11 protein-coding genes are annotated in these 19,149 nt (G+C 65.9%); 2 read left to right on the top strand and 9 right to left on the bottom strand.

Going from position 1 to position 19,149, the window contains the following annotated elements; translation table 11 throughout:
- The 3 genes from IG178_RS19775 to IG178_RS19765 form a co-directional block, all read right to left on the bottom strand.
- The coding region (locus IG178_RS19775; protein WP_193214313.1) for a phosphohistidine-like domain-containing protein at positions 1–1,656 on the bottom strand (1,656 nt) is incomplete at its 3' end.
- Complete coding sequence (locus IG178_RS19770; protein WP_193214312.1) at positions 1,649–2,470, bottom strand: sugar phosphate isomerase/epimerase family protein; 822 nt, start codon at positions 2,468–2,470, stop codon at positions 1,649–1,651. The genes IG178_RS19770 and IG178_RS19775, both read right to left, overlap by 8 nt.
- A gap of 22 nt (positions 2,471–2,492) precedes the next feature.
- Positions 2,493–5,597: a phosphohistidine-like domain-containing protein gene (locus IG178_RS19765; protein ID WP_193214311.1), complete on the bottom strand. Its 3,105-nt coding sequence runs from the start codon at positions 5,595–5,597 to the stop codon at positions 2,493–2,495.
- Between the two features lie 173 nt (positions 5,598–5,770).
- Here IG178_RS19765 and IG178_RS19760 point away from each other — a divergent pair, with 173 nt between their 5' ends.
- Positions 5,771–6,202: a YchJ family metal-binding protein gene (locus tag IG178_RS19760; protein WP_193214310.1), complete on the top strand. Its 432-nt coding sequence runs from the start codon at positions 5,771–5,773 to the stop codon at positions 6,200–6,202.
- Between the two features lie 9 nt (positions 6,203–6,211).
- Here IG178_RS19760 and IG178_RS19755 read toward each other — a convergent pair whose 3' ends face one another.
- Positions 6,212–9,613 carry a lamin tail domain-containing protein gene (locus IG178_RS19755; protein ID WP_193214309.1) on the bottom strand — a complete coding sequence of 1,134 codons (3,402 nt, stop codon included), beginning with the start codon at positions 9,611–9,613 and terminating at the stop codon, positions 6,212–6,214.
- Positions 9,614–10,041: 428 nt separating this feature from the next.
- Between IG178_RS19755 and IG178_RS19750 the strand changes: the two genes are divergently transcribed.
- Positions 10,042–10,971 carry a hypothetical protein gene (locus IG178_RS19750; protein ID WP_193214308.1) on the top strand — a complete coding sequence of 310 codons (930 nt, stop codon included), beginning with the start codon at positions 10,042–10,044 and terminating at the stop codon, positions 10,969–10,971.
- Positions 10,972–11,003: 32 nt separating this feature from the next.
- Here IG178_RS19750 and IG178_RS19745 read toward each other — a convergent pair whose 3' ends face one another.
- The 5 genes from IG178_RS19745 to deoC form a co-directional block, all read right to left on the bottom strand.
- Entirely contained in the window at positions 11,004–11,831 is an 828-nt protein-coding gene (locus IG178_RS19745; RefSeq protein ID WP_193214307.1) for an aldehyde dehydrogenase family protein, read from the bottom strand.
- Between the two features lie 91 nt (positions 11,832–11,922).
- On the bottom strand, positions 11,923–16,050 hold the full coding sequence (locus IG178_RS19740; RefSeq protein WP_193214306.1) for a right-handed parallel beta-helix repeat-containing protein: 4,128 nt from the start codon (positions 16,048–16,050) through the stop codon (positions 11,923–11,925).
- A gap of 251 nt (positions 16,051–16,301) precedes the next feature.
- A complete protein-coding gene (locus IG178_RS19735; RefSeq protein WP_193214305.1) occupies positions 16,302–16,571 on the bottom strand; it encodes a hypothetical protein in 270 nt (89 codons plus the stop codon).
- A 13-nt stretch (positions 16,572–16,584) separates the two neighbouring features.
- Complete coding sequence (locus IG178_RS19730) at positions 16,585–18,078, bottom strand: aldehyde dehydrogenase family protein (RefSeq protein ID WP_193214304.1); 1,494 nt, start codon at positions 18,076–18,078, stop codon at positions 16,585–16,587.
- A 122-nt stretch (positions 18,079–18,200) separates the two neighbouring features.
- Positions 18,201–19,127, bottom strand: coding sequence for a deoxyribose-phosphate aldolase (gene deoC / locus IG178_RS19725; protein ID WP_193214303.1), 927 nt, complete (start codon positions 19,125–19,127; stop codon positions 18,201–18,203).
- Positions 19,128–19,149 lie beyond the last annotated feature (22 nt).

Raw genomic sequence — 19,149 nt, 5'->3', positions numbered from 1 at the left:
TTTCGAAAGCTTTCGCGCCCCGTGGGACTTGTTGCCACCCCGGTCCGCCTCGATTTCCTCGAGCGGAAGGACCGGGGCCGGCGGGTCGAGCCGCACCGGGGGAAGGGCTCCGGTGCCGGCGACCCGGGTCGACGGGCACACGCCGGATTCCTCGGCCGGCTCGAGATGGATGCCGTCGATGCTCGCGGTGAGTCGGAGCATCTGTCCGCCGAGTTCCCGCAAGTCATGGAAGAGCTCGGCTTCCTCGCAGCAAGCCACCACGACGCCCGCCTGCCGGGCGCGCACCCCGAGGTGCGAGAGGTGGGGGAGATCGTGTGCGAGCAGGATGCCGGCGACGCCGGCCGGCAGTTCTTCGTCGCCCGTCGCGTGCTCGAGCAGCAGGATCCGTGGTCCGGTCAGGGACGTGTCGATCGTTTCGACGGCGTGCAGCCGGCCGCGGGCCTGACCGGTGACCAGCACATCCCAAGGGGATTGCCCGAGCTCCGCGCGGATCATGCGCAGCAACGAGCTGGCGAGCTTGGCGAGTTGGAACACCAGGTGGCTGCGGATTTCCGCCTCGGCGAACACCGTCGCGGCACGGGGGTCGACTCCCAGTTCCGGGGCCAGTTGCCCGGCGCGGTCGGCGAAGCGCGCCAGCACCACGTCGCTGAATTCACCGGCAACCCGGCGGGCGCGGTCGACACTTGCCTTGAGCCGCAGCAGGGCGTCGCGATCCGCGGGATCGAACCCCGCACGCCAGGTACGGAGCTCCGAGGCGATGGCCGCGGTTTCCTCCGGGGCGATCCGGCCGAGGTTGTCGAGCGTGAGCGCGAGGGTGTCGAGGTGACGCGGCCAGTCGCCGGCATCGAGCCGGTTGATCTCCTCGCTCAGCAGGGGAAAGGCGAAATCCTCCAGCGCGATGTCGGCGAGGCGGGCCTCGATGCCACCGGCATCCAGAAGCTCCCGCAGCCGGGTGAGGTGTCGGAGCGTGTCGGGTTCCGACCGGTGCTTCGCGGCGAGGAACGCGGAGACCGCCTCGCCGACCGTATCACCGGCCGTCGACGCGAATGCCCGCAGCCGGTCGTCCAGCGACGCGGCATTGAAGAATTCAAGGAGCTCGCCGTGGAAAATCCTGAACTGTTCGACGAAGTCCCCGGAGTAATGGCTGTCCGGTGCGATGATCCGTTCCAACAGCCCGGCGCTGGTCACCAGGTCCTCGGGTCCGGCGCAGCGGTGGAGCTTGTTCTGGAGCGTCGTCTTGATCTCGCGCTTGAGGTCCTGCGGGATGTCGTTGCGATGGGCGATGTCGCGGATGCGGGTGAGCGGTTCCGCCCGCTGGAACGGTTCGGCGGTGGAAGGCAGGCAGGCCTGGATCTTGCGCACCATGAATGCCAGTTCTGGGGCATCGAGCCGGGCCAGCCGCTCGTGGATGCGGGTCGCGATCCGGGCGTGGTGGGACGGCCGGTAGTGGCTCCCGTCTTCCTCACAGGGGATCCCGCCGGTGCTGAGGAATCTCAGGTAGATGGCGACGTCCGTCAGGTCGCCGGGAGTCAGCTCGCGGTCCTCGTCGGCAAGCAGGTCCTGCACCAGTGCGAGCTTCTCCCGCCAGCTGCGGGCCTCGCCGTTGCGTCGGACAAGCTGGCGGCCGATGTCGCCGGGTGGAGGGGATTCAGCCACGATTTTCTAACAGACCGGTGAGGCGGTCGCGTGCCTCGACCAGCAGCGAGGGCGGGTGCGGCCACTGCTCGAGGATGGCGCAGCCGTCGAAGGAGCGCTTCGCCAGGCGGTCGACCAGGGCGATCAACCCGGCGGGATGGTCGCGGGATGGCCCGGTGAACAGCGGCAGGTGGCTGTCGCGGTCACCGTGGTTCTCGTGCAGGTGAAGGTGGATGATCGGCACTTCCGGCGACACCGCATCGAGGTAACCGATGTAGTTGTTCCGGTAGCGGTCGTAAAGGTTGGCGTGGCCGAGATCGAGACACATGCCGACATGATCGGCGGGTGCTTCTTGATCGGCGCGGAGGGCGGAGAAGAAGGCGTTGAAGTCGTCCGGGCCGGTGTGGACGGTGTTCTCGATGGCCAGTTTCATGCCGGCCTCCGCGGTCTTCTCCAAGGTGGGCCGGAGGGCCTGCACGAAGGCCTCCGCGCCCTGGTCCATTTCCAGGTGCAGGTTGACGAGGCTGGCGCCGAGATCGACGGCGAGTCCGATCGTGCCCGCGAGCCGCGGGTGATCGGGGGACTGCAGCGGGTGGAATTCGAGCGTCGCGTGGACGGTGAGCTCGATGCCATGGGCGGCGGCCGTCTCGCGGATCCTTTGCCGGGTCTCCGGGTCCAGGTCATCCTCCGCCCAGCCGCCGGTGCCGGAGAAACCTCGGTCGGGGAAGAACTCGAAGGCCTGGAAACCGTGGGCCACCGCGAACTCGAAAGGCTCGAGGACCGAGCCGGCCGAGTAGGCGGTCTGGTTGCCGATTCGGATGACGGGAGACTTCATGTCCGGATGGATGGCGGGCATTTCACAGGCCGACCTGGGGCCGGGTTTGGACCACGGCAAAGTGGCCGTTGCCGAAGGCTCCCTCGATGTCCTGGGCGGTTCCGAATGCATCTTCCACGACCTCGCCGATGCGGGCGATATTCGCGAGGATTTCCGTGCGACGATCCTGGTCCCAGACCAGGTCTTGGCCGGTGTAGTCGAGGATTTGTTCGCGCGGCTCGTCGAGCAACACGCTGTCGTAAAGCCCCGCCCCAGCGTAGCCCTCGAGGTCCTCGGCGTTCGAGTCGGAGCGGAAAATCAAGCCGCCTCCGAAGAGGCCGACGCTCTTGCCGGGATAGGCGAGGACGACCGGCTGGCCGCCGTTCTTCTTGCAAACGAAGCTCAGCGCCCGGCCCGGGTAGTTCCCGACCAGCGTTTCCCCGAGCCCGAGGACGACTTCGGCGTAGATCTCGCCGGGGTCGCCGTTGAACGGGTTGACGGTGTGGATCACGAAGGCGAACTCCGCGGCAACGACCTCCTGGATCAGGACCGCCATCTGCACGGCATCGTGCGGAAAACCACGGGCCTCGCGGCTGAAATAGGCGCGGTCGTTCCATTTGGAGGCCCACACCTGCTTGATGCGGGTCGCGGCGGAACTCCAAGGATCCGGTGCGGGCAAGCCGGCGGCGGCCATCGCCGCAGCGATCGCGGACTGCAGCGACTCCGGGATCGCGAGGTCTAACAAAAGTGCCCGGATTTCCGCGAGTTTGGGCTCCGGGTGATCGCCGAGCTCCTTGAGCAGCGCTTGATACGAGCGGCGGAACGATGCGTTGGCGGGGTCGGCCAGCACCCCGTCGAAGACCCCGAAGGGGAGGGCGATTGACCGCGGGGTATGGATCCAGTCCGGGAGCTTGCCTCCGAGTTCCTTGAGGTGCCACGACTTCCCGCCGACCCGGTCCTTGGCGAAGGTCTTCATCGGCAGTACGTCGAGCGAAGGCTTCGCCGGGGCGACGGCGGTGGCGGGCTTGCCGGTCTTGCTCCCGGTGTCCTTGGCCGCCTTCGCCTTGGACGGCCCGAATTCCACGTCGCCGGTGGGTGTGACCTTGAGGTCGATCCGCTGGCCCTCCATCGACTGGAGCTTGGTGAAGGTATCGGGATCGTAGCAGGTCGCGAACAGCAGACTGGCGTTGCGGGCGCGCACGGCGACGTGGGAGACGAGGTCGACCGAGCTCGGGGTGATGACAGCACGGACGCCTTCCGGCGGCTCCTCGTCGCCATGGACCTTGTCCGCCACGATGATCGTCGGACTTTCAAAGCGCTGGCCCTGGATGGACCGGAACGACTCGATCCGCCGGACTTCCCCGGTGGCGGTGCTGGGGCTGACGATGAGCCAGTCGCCGAGCTTCGCTTGCTTGCGCAGCACCGGGTCGAAGTGATGGATCAACATCGACAGCAGGAAGACCGACTGGCCGCGCACGACTTCCTCGGAGAACAGGTTCACCACCCACTCGTCGGCGTCGAACGACTTGCCGAGCAGGATGGCCTTGGGCTGCATCAACTGATAGGCGCCATCGATCTTCTCCTCGACGGCGCGCCGCAGGCGGTCGAGGGCGGCCTTCGCGTGCAGGGCCCAGTCCGGGCCGAAGCGATCGTCGGCGGGCAGGCTTTGCCATTCGCGCTGGCACTGGGCGAGTTCCTCGCCGCCGGACCCCGGCAGTTCGTTCTGCAGGGTGAGATCGATGAGCTCGAGCAACTGCTCGCCGCTGAAACTGGCGTGGGTGGCGCGTTCGATGACGGTGCGCAGCGCCTGTTCGAGCGCGAGGTCGAGGTAGATCAGCTCCTTGATGACCCCGGTGTCGTTTTCGTTGTCGAGCCGGCCGTGAAGTCGCTGGCGGGCGATGGTGCCCGCCTTGACCAGGCTGGTCGTTTCGGCGTCGGGGTTCTGGAAGTTGTGAAGCACCCATTCGAGGGTGTCGCGCGTGGTCCCCTCCAACAGGTGGCCGCCCGAGCGGATGGCGGTGAACAGGTCGGTGCCGGAGTGCACGGACTTGAGCAGCATCAGGTAGTGCCCGAAGTCATGGAGCAGCCCGTCCTTCAAATGGGGATGCCACTCGGGATCCATGGTGATCGGCCGTTCGAGGGACGCGAGCCGTTCCGGGGTGACGCCGCCGGCCTGCAGGGTCTCGTGGTAGCGCGCCGGGTCGCCGTTGGCGTGGAGGAAGGCGAGGAAGGCCTCGCAGATGACGATGTCGTCCGGCGTCGTGTTGTTGTGGAGCTTCTGGTGCCACTGTTCCATCCATGTGCCGCCGACCTCCTTGATGTGGTGGCGGTGCATGATGTGGAGGATGTCGTCGCGAATCCGCTGGCCGTCGCCGCCGCGGCCGAGGCAGGCGAGCATCAGCCGGATCAGGTCGCGGTTGGCCGGCTGGGAGGCGTATTCGCCGGCCAGGCGTCCGGTGAGGCGGCCCTGGGCATGGGAAAGCTCGCGCGGCTGGGTGTTGTAGTTGCGCTGCCAGTCGAGCTGCCGGACCGCGGAGTAGCGCAACCAGACAAACAGCAGCGCCCAGGCCTCGCGCGACTCGCCGGCGTCGTCGATCAGGTCGTGGCACAGATTGAAGCGGTGCATCAGCGTCCATCCGTGGTGGCCCGTTTCACCGTCGACGATGGCGCCGGCCAGGGCATCGAGCGGCGCGTCGTCGCTGTCAGCGGGCGCGAGGTGGAGGTCGATGTTCTTGCCGTGGTGTTTCAGCCATTGGTTGGCGGCTATCTGATGGATGACGAAGCTGATGTAGGGGGGCGCGGCATCGGCCGGGATGTCCCAGGTCAGTTCGCGCAGGCCCCCTGCTTCCGCGAAGGGGGACTCGACCGACACGTCGCCGAACACGGTGGATCCGGGCGGTCGCAGGTCTTCGCCGGGCAGGGTCCACGAGGAACGGGCCCGTTTCATGGTGCCCCAGTGCAGCACGACCGGCGCGGCGACGTCGGTCCACAGCGAGACCCGGTAGCTCCCGTCCTGCGCAAATACGGCGGCGGCCAGCTCGTGGCCGGAGTCCAGGGGGAAGTCCTCGCGGCAAAGGAGCTCCTTGCCTTGGGTCTGCTGGTTGAGGACGTGGCCCGGCTTCGAGCCGGCGGGGGCGGTGATTTCCATGCGGGTGAGAGCTTTTGGCAGGAGGAGGTCGGCGTCAATGGGGCGGTTGCGGTGGTGCATGGCCGCCCGACGGTGTCATCGCACGCGCCATGCCAAAGAAGGACCCCTGCGCGGCAGTCCTCCAGAGGGGGAGGGCGATCTGGAGGGTTGTAATCCGGCGGCAGCCCCGGAGGATGGCGCCCGTGAACGACGAACAGGTGACGAGAGTGCGGGCCGAATCCTTGTGCCCCTGCAAGAGCGGGATGACGTACGAGGCCTGTTGCCAGCCATTCCACCACCGCAAGGCCAAGCCGGCGACATCCGAGCAGCTGATGCGCTCGCGTTACAGCGCCTACTTTTTCCGGCTGGTCGACTACCTCGTCGAGACGACCCATCCCGACACCCGCGAGCCGGGCCTGAGGCGCGAGCTGGAAAAGACCGTCCACCAGGTGAACTGGGCCAACCTGACGATCGTCGCCACGGCCAAGGGCGGCAAGGAGGACAAGGTGGGAAAGGTCGAGTTCGTCGCGAATTATTTCGTCAACGGCGAACCGCAGGAACTGCACGAGATCTCGCGGTTCAAACGCCACAAGGGCGCCTGGAAGTATCTGGACGGCAAGCAGTAGCTGCGGCCGTCAAGGGACCGGCGTGAAGTGAAGCCGGAGGAAGCGGGTGGTGCCGCCGTGGGCCGATCCGTCGCGGAAGACGACTTCCTCGGTTCCGGCGTCGAGCGGGGTGCTTTCAGCGGCTTCGTCCGCCACCACCGGCCAGCTCGTGAGATCGTCCGTGGCCTGGAGCTGGTAGCCGACATCCAGCGCCCGGGCCGGACAGCGGAAGCGCAGGGCGGGGCGGGTTTCGCCGTCTTCCTCCGACCACGTGAAAGCAAGCAGCGGCACGTCGGCGGTCCACGGGTCGGTGGCGAGGGCATACTCCTCGGCATTCGGGCGGAGGTCGCCGTCGGGATCGGCGTCGGGTCCTGAAATCAGCGGGTCGTCGCGCTGGAGGGCGGTGAAATGGAAATTGTCCCAGCCGCGGTAGGCCTGGGCTGGCGGTCCGTCCACGGCACCAGGGGCGCCGAGCGGGTCACCGCAGATCGCCCAGTTCCGCGGGTCGCCGTATTGGTCGTAAGGGGTACCCGCGGGGTCTCGCTGCACGAGCGACCGGCCGCTGCCGTCGGTGGCCGGGTACCAGCCGTCCTTGTATTCGAAGCCGAGGATCTTTTCGCCGAGGGCGTCGGTGATTTCCAGGAACTCGCCGGCATTCGCGAGCACCCCGTCGTAGGGGCCGAAAACGAGGGCGGTCGTGCCCGGATAGCGCAGCGCGAAGGCTGCCGGGTTCTTGGCCAGGACCAGCCGCTCCCCGGCCGGCAGGCTGGCGGAAGGGAAGCTGAAGCCGATCCCCTCGGTGAAGGTGGCCCCGGCAAGCTGCAGCGGCGAGGGACCGGTGTTGGCAAGCTCGAGATACTCGAAGTCGTCCCCGGTCACCGCCGGCAGGGCGACTTCTTCGGCGGGGGTCGGGTCGGCGGGGTGATACTGGATTTCCGAGATCCGCAGGAACTGCTGGAGGTCGGACGGCGTCCCCGGGTAGCTGAAGCTGGCGATGATCGTGCCGGCGGGATCGCGCAGGGTCACCGTTTCCCCGCGGGCGGAGAACTGGCCGGAGTAGGGGCCCTGGATCCACCGCCGCTGGCCGCCGGTCGGGCCGCTGGCGCGGTGGCGGAAGGCGGCCGGGTCCTTCACGACGTGGAGCAAACCCTGGTAGTCCGACGCCGCGCTGCCATCGCCCGGCGGGATCACGGTGCCCCCCTCCAGCGTGTGTTCGATCGCTCCCTCGAGCGTCCAACCGGAAAGATCCACCGCCTGCGAGGTGGTGTTTTTCAAGATAAGATACTCCTCCGCCTGGTTGCCGGAGGCCGGCAGGTAGTCGACGGCTTCAATGACCACCATGCCGGGAACGTTGCTCTGGCTGTTTTCGGGAACGAAGATGCTGGTGGAATAGTTTGCCGAGTAGAGTCGCGGGCGATTGGCGCCGGTGGAGAAGAGGAACGCGCGCCGTGGCTGGAGGTAGCCGGTGATCCAGCGTTCGACCTCCTCGCGCGGGCGATTGGGAATGAAGTTGGGATGAAAGCCCCAGCGCGCGGCGTCGAGATCGCCGTCGGTCCAGCCCGACGGATCGGCCGGGTCGGGGTCGATGCTGGCGGCGATCGCGCGCATCCGGGTCTCGAGATATCCGTCGACGGTGCCCGGCGGCTGTAAGTATTCGTCCATCAGCGTCCGCATCCGCCGCACCCACATTTGCCGCATCTCCGGGGAGTCGAGGATCAGGTTGTAGATCCCGTTGCTGCCGGCCTGGGCGTTGAAGTCGTTGTCGCTGTGGAGGCCGTCGTCGAAGTAATTGTGCTCCGGGGTCCAGTTGTGGCCTTGGGAAAGATCGACATCCCAGACGATCGGCCGCCACTCGCCGCTGCCCTCGGTGTCGCGGTAGAGATACATGTTCTTGTCGCCATGATCGACCTCGCTGTTGAACTGGCGGGTCACCAGGTAGTTCACCGTCGCCGCGATGTTGACGTTGTCGTAGCCGTAGGTCCGGCGGGCGGCGAGCGGCTGCGACGGGTCGAGCGCGTCCACCATGGCCACCAGATCGCCGTTGCCCTCGTCCTTGCGGGTTTTCTTCTCGGCGCCGGAAACCAGGTCCGCGGCGTAGATCTTGTAGAGTGCCCCGTCGCCGTCCAGGCCGTTGCGTTCGAGCATCCGGTCGTCGCTGTCCTCGACCATGTCGAGGACGCCATGGAACACGCCGTTGAGCTGGACGCGGACCGGGAAGGCGAAGTGATGCGGGGTGCCGAACGCTTTTCCCAGCTCGTGGCTGATGGTGTTGCGGGCCTTGGTCTTGTCCGCGTAGTTGGTCAGCAGGTTGAAATCCCTCACCGCCCGCTCGCCTTCCCTCCAGACGAAGCGGTGGCCGTCGTTCGAATCGAAATCGTAGGACTTCTTGGTGAAGCTTGCGGTCGACTGGCCGTGGATGTCGTTGCGGATATTGTCGTAAAAACGACCCAGATAGTAGCAGGCGCCGCGGAAGGTGTCGGTGTCCGGGCCGTCGGCAGGCGCGTCTTCCACGAACCACTCCAGCACCGGCAGCTGGCTGCTGGCGGTGCTGGTATTGGCGGCGACGGTGCCGAAGTAACGAGGCGAATCGGCGGGATCGGCGAAGGCGGGCAGCCCGGTGACCGCTCCCTCGCTGTCCTCGGCTTCGAAGCGCCAGCGGAACATCTCGCCGGGAGCGGTCGCGACGGTGGGCAGGTTGCCGGAATAGATCCCGTCCCCGGCGACGTCGTCGGGGGCAGTGCCCGCATCGTTCAGGTCCACCGTGGATTCACCGCCCCACATGGTGCGGTGGATGGCGCGCACGGCAGCGACGGGTTGCCCGGTGGCGATGACCCGGATGGTGACCTTGAGCGGGGGGCTGGACGGCGTGCCGTCGGGGCGGGGGATCCCGGGATCGGCGGGGGTGGCGTCGTGGATCAAGGGACCCGCGCTGCCGTTGCCATTGGGGGCGTCGGGGGTGGGTTCGTCGAAGTAGACGGCCTGTTCCGCCCCATCGATGCCATAGGAAACATCGGCGAGCTGGGCGGGGTAACTGGCGCCGAACGATGACAAGAGCACCGGCAATCCGGTCGCGGCGTGGGGCTTGTAGAGCCCGAGGAACTCCCCGTTTCTCGACAGCTTGAAATTGGTGTGGAGCGGAGCCCCCGGGGTCGTGCGGTTTTTGCCCGAGGCCCAGACCAGGAGGGTGCTGTGGGCATCGATGCTGACGGCCGGGAAGCGCCATTGCCTCTTCTCCGTCGAATCGTCGGTCAGCCACCAGCCATCCAGGTCGACCGCGCTGTTGCCCGTGTTGTGGAGTTCGATCCAGTCCTCGCGGCTTCCCGATTCATCCTCGATCCCCGATGCATTGTCGGCGAGGAACTCGGAGATGACCACGTCACCGCGGAGGTCGGCGAGGGTCAACAGGGGGAGGAGAACAAAAGGAAAGCGCATCAGCGGTTTCGGGCGGGGGGACTCGAGGAATACCGCCTGAGCGCTTTCGGTGCAACGTTGGAGTCACCGGAGTAGTGTTCAACACGCTGGATCCACGGATTCCGCCGGTGACATGGACGGCAAACAAGCCGCTTGCCTGAGGAAGTCACGGATCACTAGTCTGCGCCTTATCGATGATAGGTGGAAAGATAAGCGTGGCGATTGCGGTCGTCGGGGCCCTCCTGGCGGGGATTTTCATCGGGCGTTGGTCGCATCGGTCTTCTCTTCCGCGGGTCGCGGCCGCTCCGGTTGAAGGTCAGGGCACCATCGTGGGGACACGAAGAGCCGGATCCGAGGTGCCGTCCCACCATCCTGCACGGGTTGGGTCTGGCGCGACGCTTGCTGAAGCGTCGGATCAAGTTCCTGCGGCAGATGAACTCGCCGCGTTCATGCGGGCGCACCCGAACATCCTGGAGAGGTGCGACTTCATTCAGAAGCTGATCGCCGGGATGTGTGCCCGGGGCTGCGACGACGAGGCGTATGCGCTGGTGAATGGTTGCTCGGGGAGTGTGCGGGAAGCAGGCATGTACGCCTTCTTTGCGAATGTGAGCGACGACAAGGGCAGGGCCATGGACCTGCTCAAGGTGGTGTCCTTTGATGACCTGTATCCGGCGATGTTCGGCTACATGAAGGGCTTCGACACCGGGGATCTGAAGGCTGAGGTCACGTCTTCACGTCTCGATGGTTTGCGGGATGCGCGGAGGCATGACCTGCCGCCCGGTTTGATCGGGGATGCGGTTACCAGCGCGTTGAAGGACGGGCTGGTCGATTCGGGGCGCGACGGGGCGGCCGACATCCTGAGCTTCGCCCGGAAACTCATGGCGGACGGGGTGATCAAACCCTACCAGGTTTACGAGATGGTGGAGGGGGATGAGAACCTGGGCGCCTTCGAGAAGTGGGAGCATCTCAAGGGAATGGAGGCCGATGCTTCGAATGCCGGCGATCGCTCGGTGGAGCTCAAGCTGCGCGGGAAGGTGATGGCCGGCATGATCGACGAAGATGGGAGCAAGGCGATGGACGTGATCTTGGGAGATGGATCGTCGGAACGGTCCGCGGATGTGGATGCCGCGCTCCGCCATTGGACCCGGGTTGATCCCGAGGGGATAAACGGCTGGTTCCAGCGGAAGCAAGCCGCGCTGGACCCGGGGATGCGGGCGATGATCGCCACGAGCCTTTCGGCCACCGCGGCGGAGTCCGGCGAATACGAAAGCGCGAAGCAGTGGGCCGGGCAGATCCAGGATCCCGTCGCAAGGTCCGGGGCCCTGGAGCGGGTCGAGGAGACGATCCTCAACCACCGCAAGTGGCTGGAGGAGAAATGATCTCCCTCGTCTGGGCCGATGGCGGGCGCGGGCTAACTTCCCACCGGATGCCAGACCGTCTTTGCCTCGACAAAATCGCGGATGCCATAGGGGGACTCGAAGCGGGCGGAATACCAGTCCGTGTCGGGGGCGAGGAGCTTGACCCTTTTCACCGATTCGGACGCGCCTTGTTGGAGGGCGACCGCTTCTTCCCTGGTCGCGATTCCAGCGAGGGCACGAATGTGTTCGTGGGTGGCGAAGGTCGGCAGGATCTCGGCACGGTCGCCGGTCAGGAGATTGATCACGCCGCCGGGCAGGTCGGAGACGGCCAGCATCTCGCCGAGCAGGATCGCCGGGTAGGGGGCGTTCTTCGAGGCGAGGGCGACGACCGAGTTGCCGCTGGTGATGGCGGGCAGGATGAGGGTCATCAGCGCGAGCAGCGGGTTGTCCTCCGGGGCGAGGATGCCGACGATGCCCATCGGCTCGGTGACGGTGAAGTTGAAGTGCGGGCTGGCGACCGGGTTTACGCTGCCGAGGACCTGCTCGTATTTGTCGGCCCAGCCGGCGAAGTGGACGATGCGATCGATCGTGGCGCGGACTTCCTTCCCGGGAACCCAAGCCGACATCTCCGCGGCGCGGGACTCGATCATTTCCGCGATCCGGTAGAGGATCTGCGCGCGGTTGTAGGGCGTGCGCTTTGCCCATCCGGCGCCACCCTTGGCCGCGGCCTCGACGGCATTGCGGAGGTCCTTTCGCGAGCACAGCGGGATGTTGGCGAGGAATTCACCGGAGCTACCACGCATCTCGTAGACGCGGCCGGACTCCGAGCGGATGAAGGATCCGCCGACGTAGCACTTCGGGGTCTTGGTGATCGGGATCATGGAACTTCGGGGCTTGCCGCCGTGGCGGCGAGTCTGGCTGCGGCGGGCTTGCGGGGAAAGGGCAATTTGAGGTGACGGAACCCGTCTTGGGTCAAGGCGCCGGCGGGGCGAATTCCTCGCGGAAGAACATCCGCGGACCGGCGGGTGGTCCGATGAGGAGGTCGAGGGTGAGCAGGGTCCGCCCGCCGCCGCTGGCGCTTGAATGGATGTTGTAGTCGAGGCCCTCGACCATGGGATCCCAGGAGAGGAGGTCGGTCGACTTCCGGAAGTCCGGGGTCACGTCGATCGCATTCTCGCGGTAACCGAGGGTGAGTTGCCCGCCATTGAGCGCAGGGTACAGTGCCGGGTCGTGCGGTGCGGTGGGATCGCCGCCGAGGGCGTAGTCGGTGAAATTGAGGTGGCCGTTGTGGTTGTCGTCGCCGTCGGGGGACAGGCCGCCGTAAAGGTGGGAGAAGGTCACGAAGGATCCTTCGTAGGCACCGAGGTCGATGGTACCGGACTTGCGGGGATTTCCGGCGAGATCGGTGGCCTCGCTGTTGGCGGAGTCGTTGCCGATGTCGAGGGCTGGAGAGCCGCTGAGCAAGCGGAGGTCGCCTCCGCTGGCGTGAGGGGCGGTGAGTGGATCCACCTCGGCGGCGAAGAGCGGATCATTTCCCGGCAGGGTGCCGTCGAGGTTGCCGGTGCCGGCGGGATTGCGGTTCTGGACGAGGCAGTGGGAGTAAGTAACGGAGAAATACGAGTCCACGGAGGAAGCGGGATCCGAGGTGCTCGTGCCCAGCGCATTGTTCCAGAGAATGCAGTTGGTGAGCCTGAGGTTGCCCGGGATTATGGGGTCGTTTTTGAAGATGCCGCCTGAGCCGACCGTGGCGCGGTTGCCTTGGAACGAGCAGTTGGTGAAGATTGGGGATGATAAGTCCCCGGTAAATACAGCACCGCCGGCGCCAGCCGTGGCACGGTTGCCCAGGAACGAGCAGTTGGTGAAATTGGGTGAGGAACTGATGATACTGACTCCTCCGGCCGAGCCTGCACTGCTGTTGCCGAGAATGGAGCAGTTGGTGAAGGATGCTGTACTGCTGGTACTGGTTTCTATCGCCCCACCAATGGCGCCGTTCCTAGCTCTGTTCCCGGAAAAAACCGACTCTTCAATGGTGGCGACCGCGCTTGTTTCGATCCTGAGCGCGCCGCCTCCGCCGTTGTCGATGATGTTTCCGGTGAACAGGGTGTTGCGGACGGTGAGGCGTGCCGGATTACCGACCCGAGCGCCGCCGCCGCCGGATCCTCCGGCTTCATTTCCGGAAATGACGCAATCCTCGATGAGTGAGGTGCCAAGCCGCAGGGCGATGCCGCCGCTGTGGCTGGTAGCGAGGTTGTCGGCCACGGTGACGTTTCTCAGGGTGAGGTTCTCGCGGTTGTCGATCCCGCCTCCCTGGTTGTTGCCACCGGACCCGAGATCGGCGTATCCGCCGGTGATGGTCAGTCCGTCGAGGAGGACGTCCTGAAAGGCGGCGTCGCCATCAGTGATCAGGACGACGTGGTAGGCGTTGTTGGTGGGGTCGGCATCGTCCTGCAGTTCGCCGGACAGGATGACCGGATGGGCGGCGGGATCGCGGTTGTCGAAAAGATCTCCGCCCGACGGGAAGCCGCCGTAGATCGAAAGGGAGGTGCGGATGGCAAACGAGTCGGATTCCGCGGCACCGGGCAGGTAGGTGCCCTCGGCGATCAAGACTTCGAGTGGGCGTGGCCCGGTGAGGGCGTCCTGGAGGCCGGTGAATGCGTCGGCCCAGTTGCTGCCGTCGTCGTCACCGGTGGCGAGCTGGTCGACATGGGCGACGAAGCTTTCCACCGCGCCGATGTCCGCGGTGGTGCCGGACAACCGCCTGGCGCCGCGCTGGTCGATGTCGGTGGACGGGCTGGCGTCGCCGCCGGCGGGATCGATCACGGGAGAGCCTGGCAGCGGGTGCCGCGTGAAGGTCGGGCCGCCATTGCCGGTGAATGGACCGAGCATCGGGTCGCCAGTGAGATAGTCGGTGCCCGGTGTGCCAAGACCGTTGGCGCCGGAGCTGTCGTCGCCGATGAAATTGACCCCGCCGGTCGCGCTGAGGGTGCCCTTGAGGTCGGGGCCAGTGCCGCCGGTCGCGGTGTTTCCCGCCACGATGCTATCCACGAGCGTGACGTTCGATCCCTGGATCTGGATGCCGCCACCGCCACCGGGACCGGTCGCGGAATTGCCGGTCACGGTGCAGTGGCGGAGGGTCAGCGAAGTGGCGGCGCCACCCTGGGTGATGGCACCTCCACCTTGGGTCGGGCCGGTCTGGGAGTTGCCGTGGAAGGTGGAATTCTCGATTGTCAGCTGGCCGCCGGTGGCGTTGGAGATGGCGCCGCCGTTGGTGGCGGCGGTGTTGCCGGTGAAAGTGCAGCGGCGGATGGTGGTCTCTCCCAGATTGACGATGGCCCCGGCGTTGAGTGGCGAGTTGCCGCCGGTGAAGGTGAGGGCCTCGAGGTTCACGGTGGTGCCGGTGTGGATCGCGAGGATGCGCGAGCTGTTGTTGCCGGAAAGGGTGAGTCCGCGGGGCAGCGGGGAGGCATCGATCGTGACATCCTGCGTGAGATCGAGCTGGCCGGTGGTGAGGGTGATGGTGGCTCCGTCCAGCGAGGGATCGAAGGTGACATGGGTGCCGGGCACGGCCAGGGCGAGGATTTCCCTCAGTGAGCCGGTGCCCGAGTCGGCATCGCTGGTGACGATCCGGGTGGGCGGCATTTCATAGGCGCCGAGGTCGATGGTGGCGGTGGTGTCGGAATCGCCGTCGGCGAAGCGCGGATTTCCGGCGAGGTCGGTGATCTCGCTGCTGGCGGAGTCATCGCCGGCATCGATGGCGGGGGATCCGGGCTGCAGGCGGAGGTCGCCGCCGCTGTCGTGAGGGGCGGAGAGGGGATCCACCTCGGACACGAACAGCGGATCATTTCCCGGCAGGGTGCCGTCGAGGTTGCCGGTGCCGGCGGGATGGAGGTTCTGGACGAGGCAGTGGGAGAAGGTGAAGGAACCCGACACGGAGGAAGCGGGATCCGAGGTGCTCGTACCCAGCGCATTGTTCCAGAGGATGCAGTTGGTGAAGGTGAGCTGGGAGTCGTTGGGGCAGCCGACTCCGCCCGATAGGACTTGGCCACGATTGCCTTGGAAAGAGCAGTTGGTGAAATTTGGGGGGAATCCGTGGGATACGAAAACCGCACCGCCCCTTGAGCCCAAATTACCTTGGAAGGAGCAGTTCGTGAAGGAAGCGGGGGCATTCCTGAGATGGACTCCTCCGCCCGCTTCCGAACTTCTGTTGCCCAGAATGGAGCAGTTGGCGATGGATACGGTGCCGGACTCGATTCGCATCGCCCCGCCATCGGAAGAGTTCCGGCCTTCGTTTCCTGAGAAGATCGAATCCTCAATGGTGACGACCGCACCGCGCTCGATCATGAGCGCACCACCTCCGGAGCCCGGGTTGCCGCTTTCGACGATGTTTCCGGTGAACCGGGTATGGCGGATGGTGAGGATTGCCTGAGCGGCGACCCCCGCGCCGCCGCCGGAACCACTGGCTTCATTTCCGTAAATGACGCAATCCTCGATGAGTGAGGTGCCGAGGCCCAGGGCGACACCGCCGCATTGGTCGGTGGCGAAGTTGTCGGCCACGGTCACTTTTCTCAGGGTGAGGTTCTCGCGGTTGTCGATGCCGGCTCCCTGGTTGTTGCCGCCGGAATCGAGGTCGGCGTATCCCCCGGTGATGGTCAGTCCGTCGAGGAGAACGTCCTGAAAAGTGGCGTCGTCGCCGTCGGTGATGAGGACGACATGGTAGGTGTTATTGGTGGGATCGGCATCGTCCTGAATTTCACCGGACAGGATGACCGGATGGGCGGCGGGGTTTCTTTCCGAGAGCAGGGACTCCGTGCCTGCGAATCCTCCGTAGATCGCGACATCCGCGGTGATGGCGAAGGTGGAAGCGCGGTCGTCGGGGATGGCGGAGGCTCCCTCGTCCGGGTGGTAGGTTCCGGCGGCGACCCAGATTTCGTCGCCTGAACCGGCGGCGGCGAGTGCGTCCTGCAGGGTGGGGAAGGCCGTGGCCCAGGAGCTTCCATCGGGGGTTGCGGCAACGGATCCGGCCGCGACCCGCAGAATGGCCGAAGAGACGGGAAGCGGTGCGGTGGCCAGGATGGCGGCAAGGAGGGGCAGTGATTTCATGGGCGATCGCGTGTGAAGGGGGGCTTCAAGCCGGCATGGGGAATCACTTTTTCGCAAGAATAGTTGTCATGGCAAGCCAGGAACCGCCGGATTTGGTTAGATAGAGAAGAGGCTGGCCCTGCCGGCCGGCCGATCCCGTCGACACCATTGTTCAACTCATGACGGCGCCATTCCCACTCAACCCGGGGAAGAATGCCGGGGCCGGTTGCTTGGGGACGGGGACCAGGACCCGTGACCTTGGCGGAGTGCCGCTATCTGCCTTCCACCTCGAGGAGCTGCGGGAGCAGGCGCAGGAGGCGCTGGTTATCCTCCGCCTGCTGGTCGAGCTTCTTCTGGATCTTGTCGAGCTGGACGGACTGGTCGATCACCTCGCCCCTGAGTGCCCGGATCTCGTTGCGGGCGGACCTGAGTTCGCTGCGCAGCTTCTTGTCGTCGCGGCCGCCGCTGAAGATCAGCACGATGATCGCGATCAGGATCAGCGAGCCGCAGCCGAGCGATGCCTTCGTTTCCCTAGCGTCCATCCTGGCACCGCTATCAGGCCAGCCGGGCATAGTCGAGCAGCCCGTGCTTGCCGCCCTCGCGGCCGAAGCCGGACTGCTTGTAGCCGCCGAAGGGACTGGAGGGATCGAACTTGTTGTAGGTGTTGGCCCAGACCACGCCGGCCTTGAGTTCGCTCGCCATCTTGAGGATCAGGCTGCCCTTGTCGGTCCACACGCCGGCGCTGAGGCCGTAGGGGGTGTTGTTGGCCTTCTCGACCGCTTCCTCCGGGGTGCGGAAGGTGAGGATGGACAACACCGGGCCGAAAATTTCCTCGCGTGCGACGCGATGGCTCTGGGTGACCTTGGTGAAAAGGCTGGGGGGAAAGTAAAAGCCGGTCTTCGGCAACTTGCAGGCCGGCTGATGGAGTTCGGCGCCTTCTTCGACGCCGCTGGCGACGAGCTCCCGGATCTTCGCGAGCTGCTCGGCGGAGTTGATGGCACCGATGTCGGTGTTCTTGTCGAGCGGGTCGCCGGTGCGCAGCACCTGCATGCGGCGCTTGAGCCGGGCGATGACCGCATCGGCGACACTCTCCTGGACCAGCAGGCGCGAGCCGGCGCAGCAGACGTGGCCCTGGTTGAAGAAGATGCCGTTGATGATGCCTTCGACCGCCTGGTCGATGGGAGCGTCCTCGAAGACGATGTTGGCGGCCTTGCCGCCGAGTTCGAGGGCCAGGCGCTTGCCGCTGCCGGCGAGCGCGCGCTGGATGATCTTGCCGACTTCGGTGGATCCGGTGAAGGCGATCTTGGCGGCGCCGGGATGGTTCACGATCGCGGCTCCGGTCTCGCCGGCGCCGGTGACGATGTTGACCACGCCGGGCGGCAGCCCTGCGTCCTGCAGGATGGAGGCGAACTTGAGCGCGGTGATCGAGGTCGTCTCGGCGGGCTTGATGACCACGGTGTTGCCCGTGGCCAGGGCGGGCGCGATTTTCCATGCCATCATCAGCAGCGGGAAATTCCACGGGATGATCTGGCCGACCACGCCGAGCGGTTCGAGCGTGCGGCCCGGGGCGACGAACGCGAGCTTGTCGGCCCAGCCGGCGTGATAGAAGAAATGCGCCGCGGCCATCGGCAGGTCGAAGTCGCGCGACTCCTTGATCGGCTTGCCGCCGTCGAGCGTCTCGGCCACGGCGAACTCGCGCGAGCGGTCCTGCAGCAGGCGGGCGATGCGGAACAAGTACTTGCCGCGCTCCTTGCCGGGCAGCTTCGACCAGGCGGGAAAGGCCTTCTTCGCGGCGGCGAAGGCGGCATCGACATCGGCTTTCCCGGCGAAAGGAATTTCACTGAGCTTCTTGCCGTCGCGCGGGCTGATCGAGTCGAAGTAATTCTTCGATTTCGGGGCGACGGACTTGCCGCCGATGAAGAGTCCGTAGCGCGCGTCAATGTGGGCAGGCGCCGACTCGGGAGCGGGATCGTATTCCCAGAGGTCGCCGAAGAGGAGTTCGCGGACTTTGGTGCGGGATTTCGGTGCCGGTGATTTCTTGGCGGGCATGGGAAAATGACGAATGGGGAAATTCCGAATGACGAAGGAAGTGTGAGGAAGAATGGCTTTTTCAGAACCCGCGCGAAGCGCCACGGCATTCGACATTCGGAAATTCTGAATGCGTCATTCGCTCAGTAGCCGGATGAGTCGTCGCTGAAGGTGTAGGGTGCCTGATAGGCGCCGCTGCGCTGGGTTTCGAGCTGGCGGAGCAGGTCGTTGAGTAGGGAGGACGCGCCGAAGCGGTAGCGGGTGTTGTTGAGCCAGGCGTCGCCGAGGGTTTCCTTGACGGCGACGAGGAATTGCAGCGCCTGCTTGGCCGACTTGATGCCGCCGGCGGGCTTCATCGCGATTTCGGTGCCGGTGTCGAGGAAGTGGTCGCGGATGGCATCGAGCATGACCTGGTTGTTGCCGAGGGTGGCGTTGCCGGAGGTTTTGCCCGTGGAGGTCTTGATGAAGTCGCCCGGCCGCAGGACCCGCATGGCGAGGAAGGAGGCGGCGCGGATGTGGTCGTAGGTTTCGAGCTCGGAAGTCTCGAGGATGACCTTGAGGGTGGACTCGCCGCAGGCCTCGACCACGGCGGCGATCTCGTCCTGCACCAGGCCGAGTTCCCCGGCGAGGAAGGCGCCGCGGTTGATGACCATGTCAATTTCATCGGCACCGTCGGCGACCGCCTGGCGGACCTCGGCGAGGCGCGTCTTGAGCGGGGCCTGGCCGGAGGGGAAAGCAGTGGCGACGGAGGCGATGCGGACGCCGCTGCCTTTGACGTGCCGCGCGGCGTGCTTGACCATCGACGGGTAGACGCAGACGGCGGCGACCCGCGGGATGTCGTCGCCGGGATGAGGACAGAGGGCTTTTCGGCAGAGCGAGGCGACCTTGCCCGGCGTGTCCTTGCCTTCGAGGGTGGTCAAGTCGACCATCGTCACCGCGAGCTTGAGGCCGAAGACCTTCGACTGCTTCTTGATGCTGCGGGTGGTGTATTTGGCGACCCGTTCCTCGATGCCGGTGGCGTCGACGGGGCCGATTTCATCCAAGAGGCGGCGGAGGGCCGGGCGTGTCATCGCCACGCAAGGTGACCGGTCG

Source organism: Neoluteolibacter marinus (assembly GCF_014904755.1).
Taxonomy (GTDB): Bacteria; Verrucomicrobiota; Verrucomicrobiia; order Verrucomicrobiales; family Akkermansiaceae; genus Haloferula; species Haloferula marina.
Note: the sequence above shows the minus strand (reverse complement) of the source record. Positions and strands in the feature narration are given on the sequence as shown.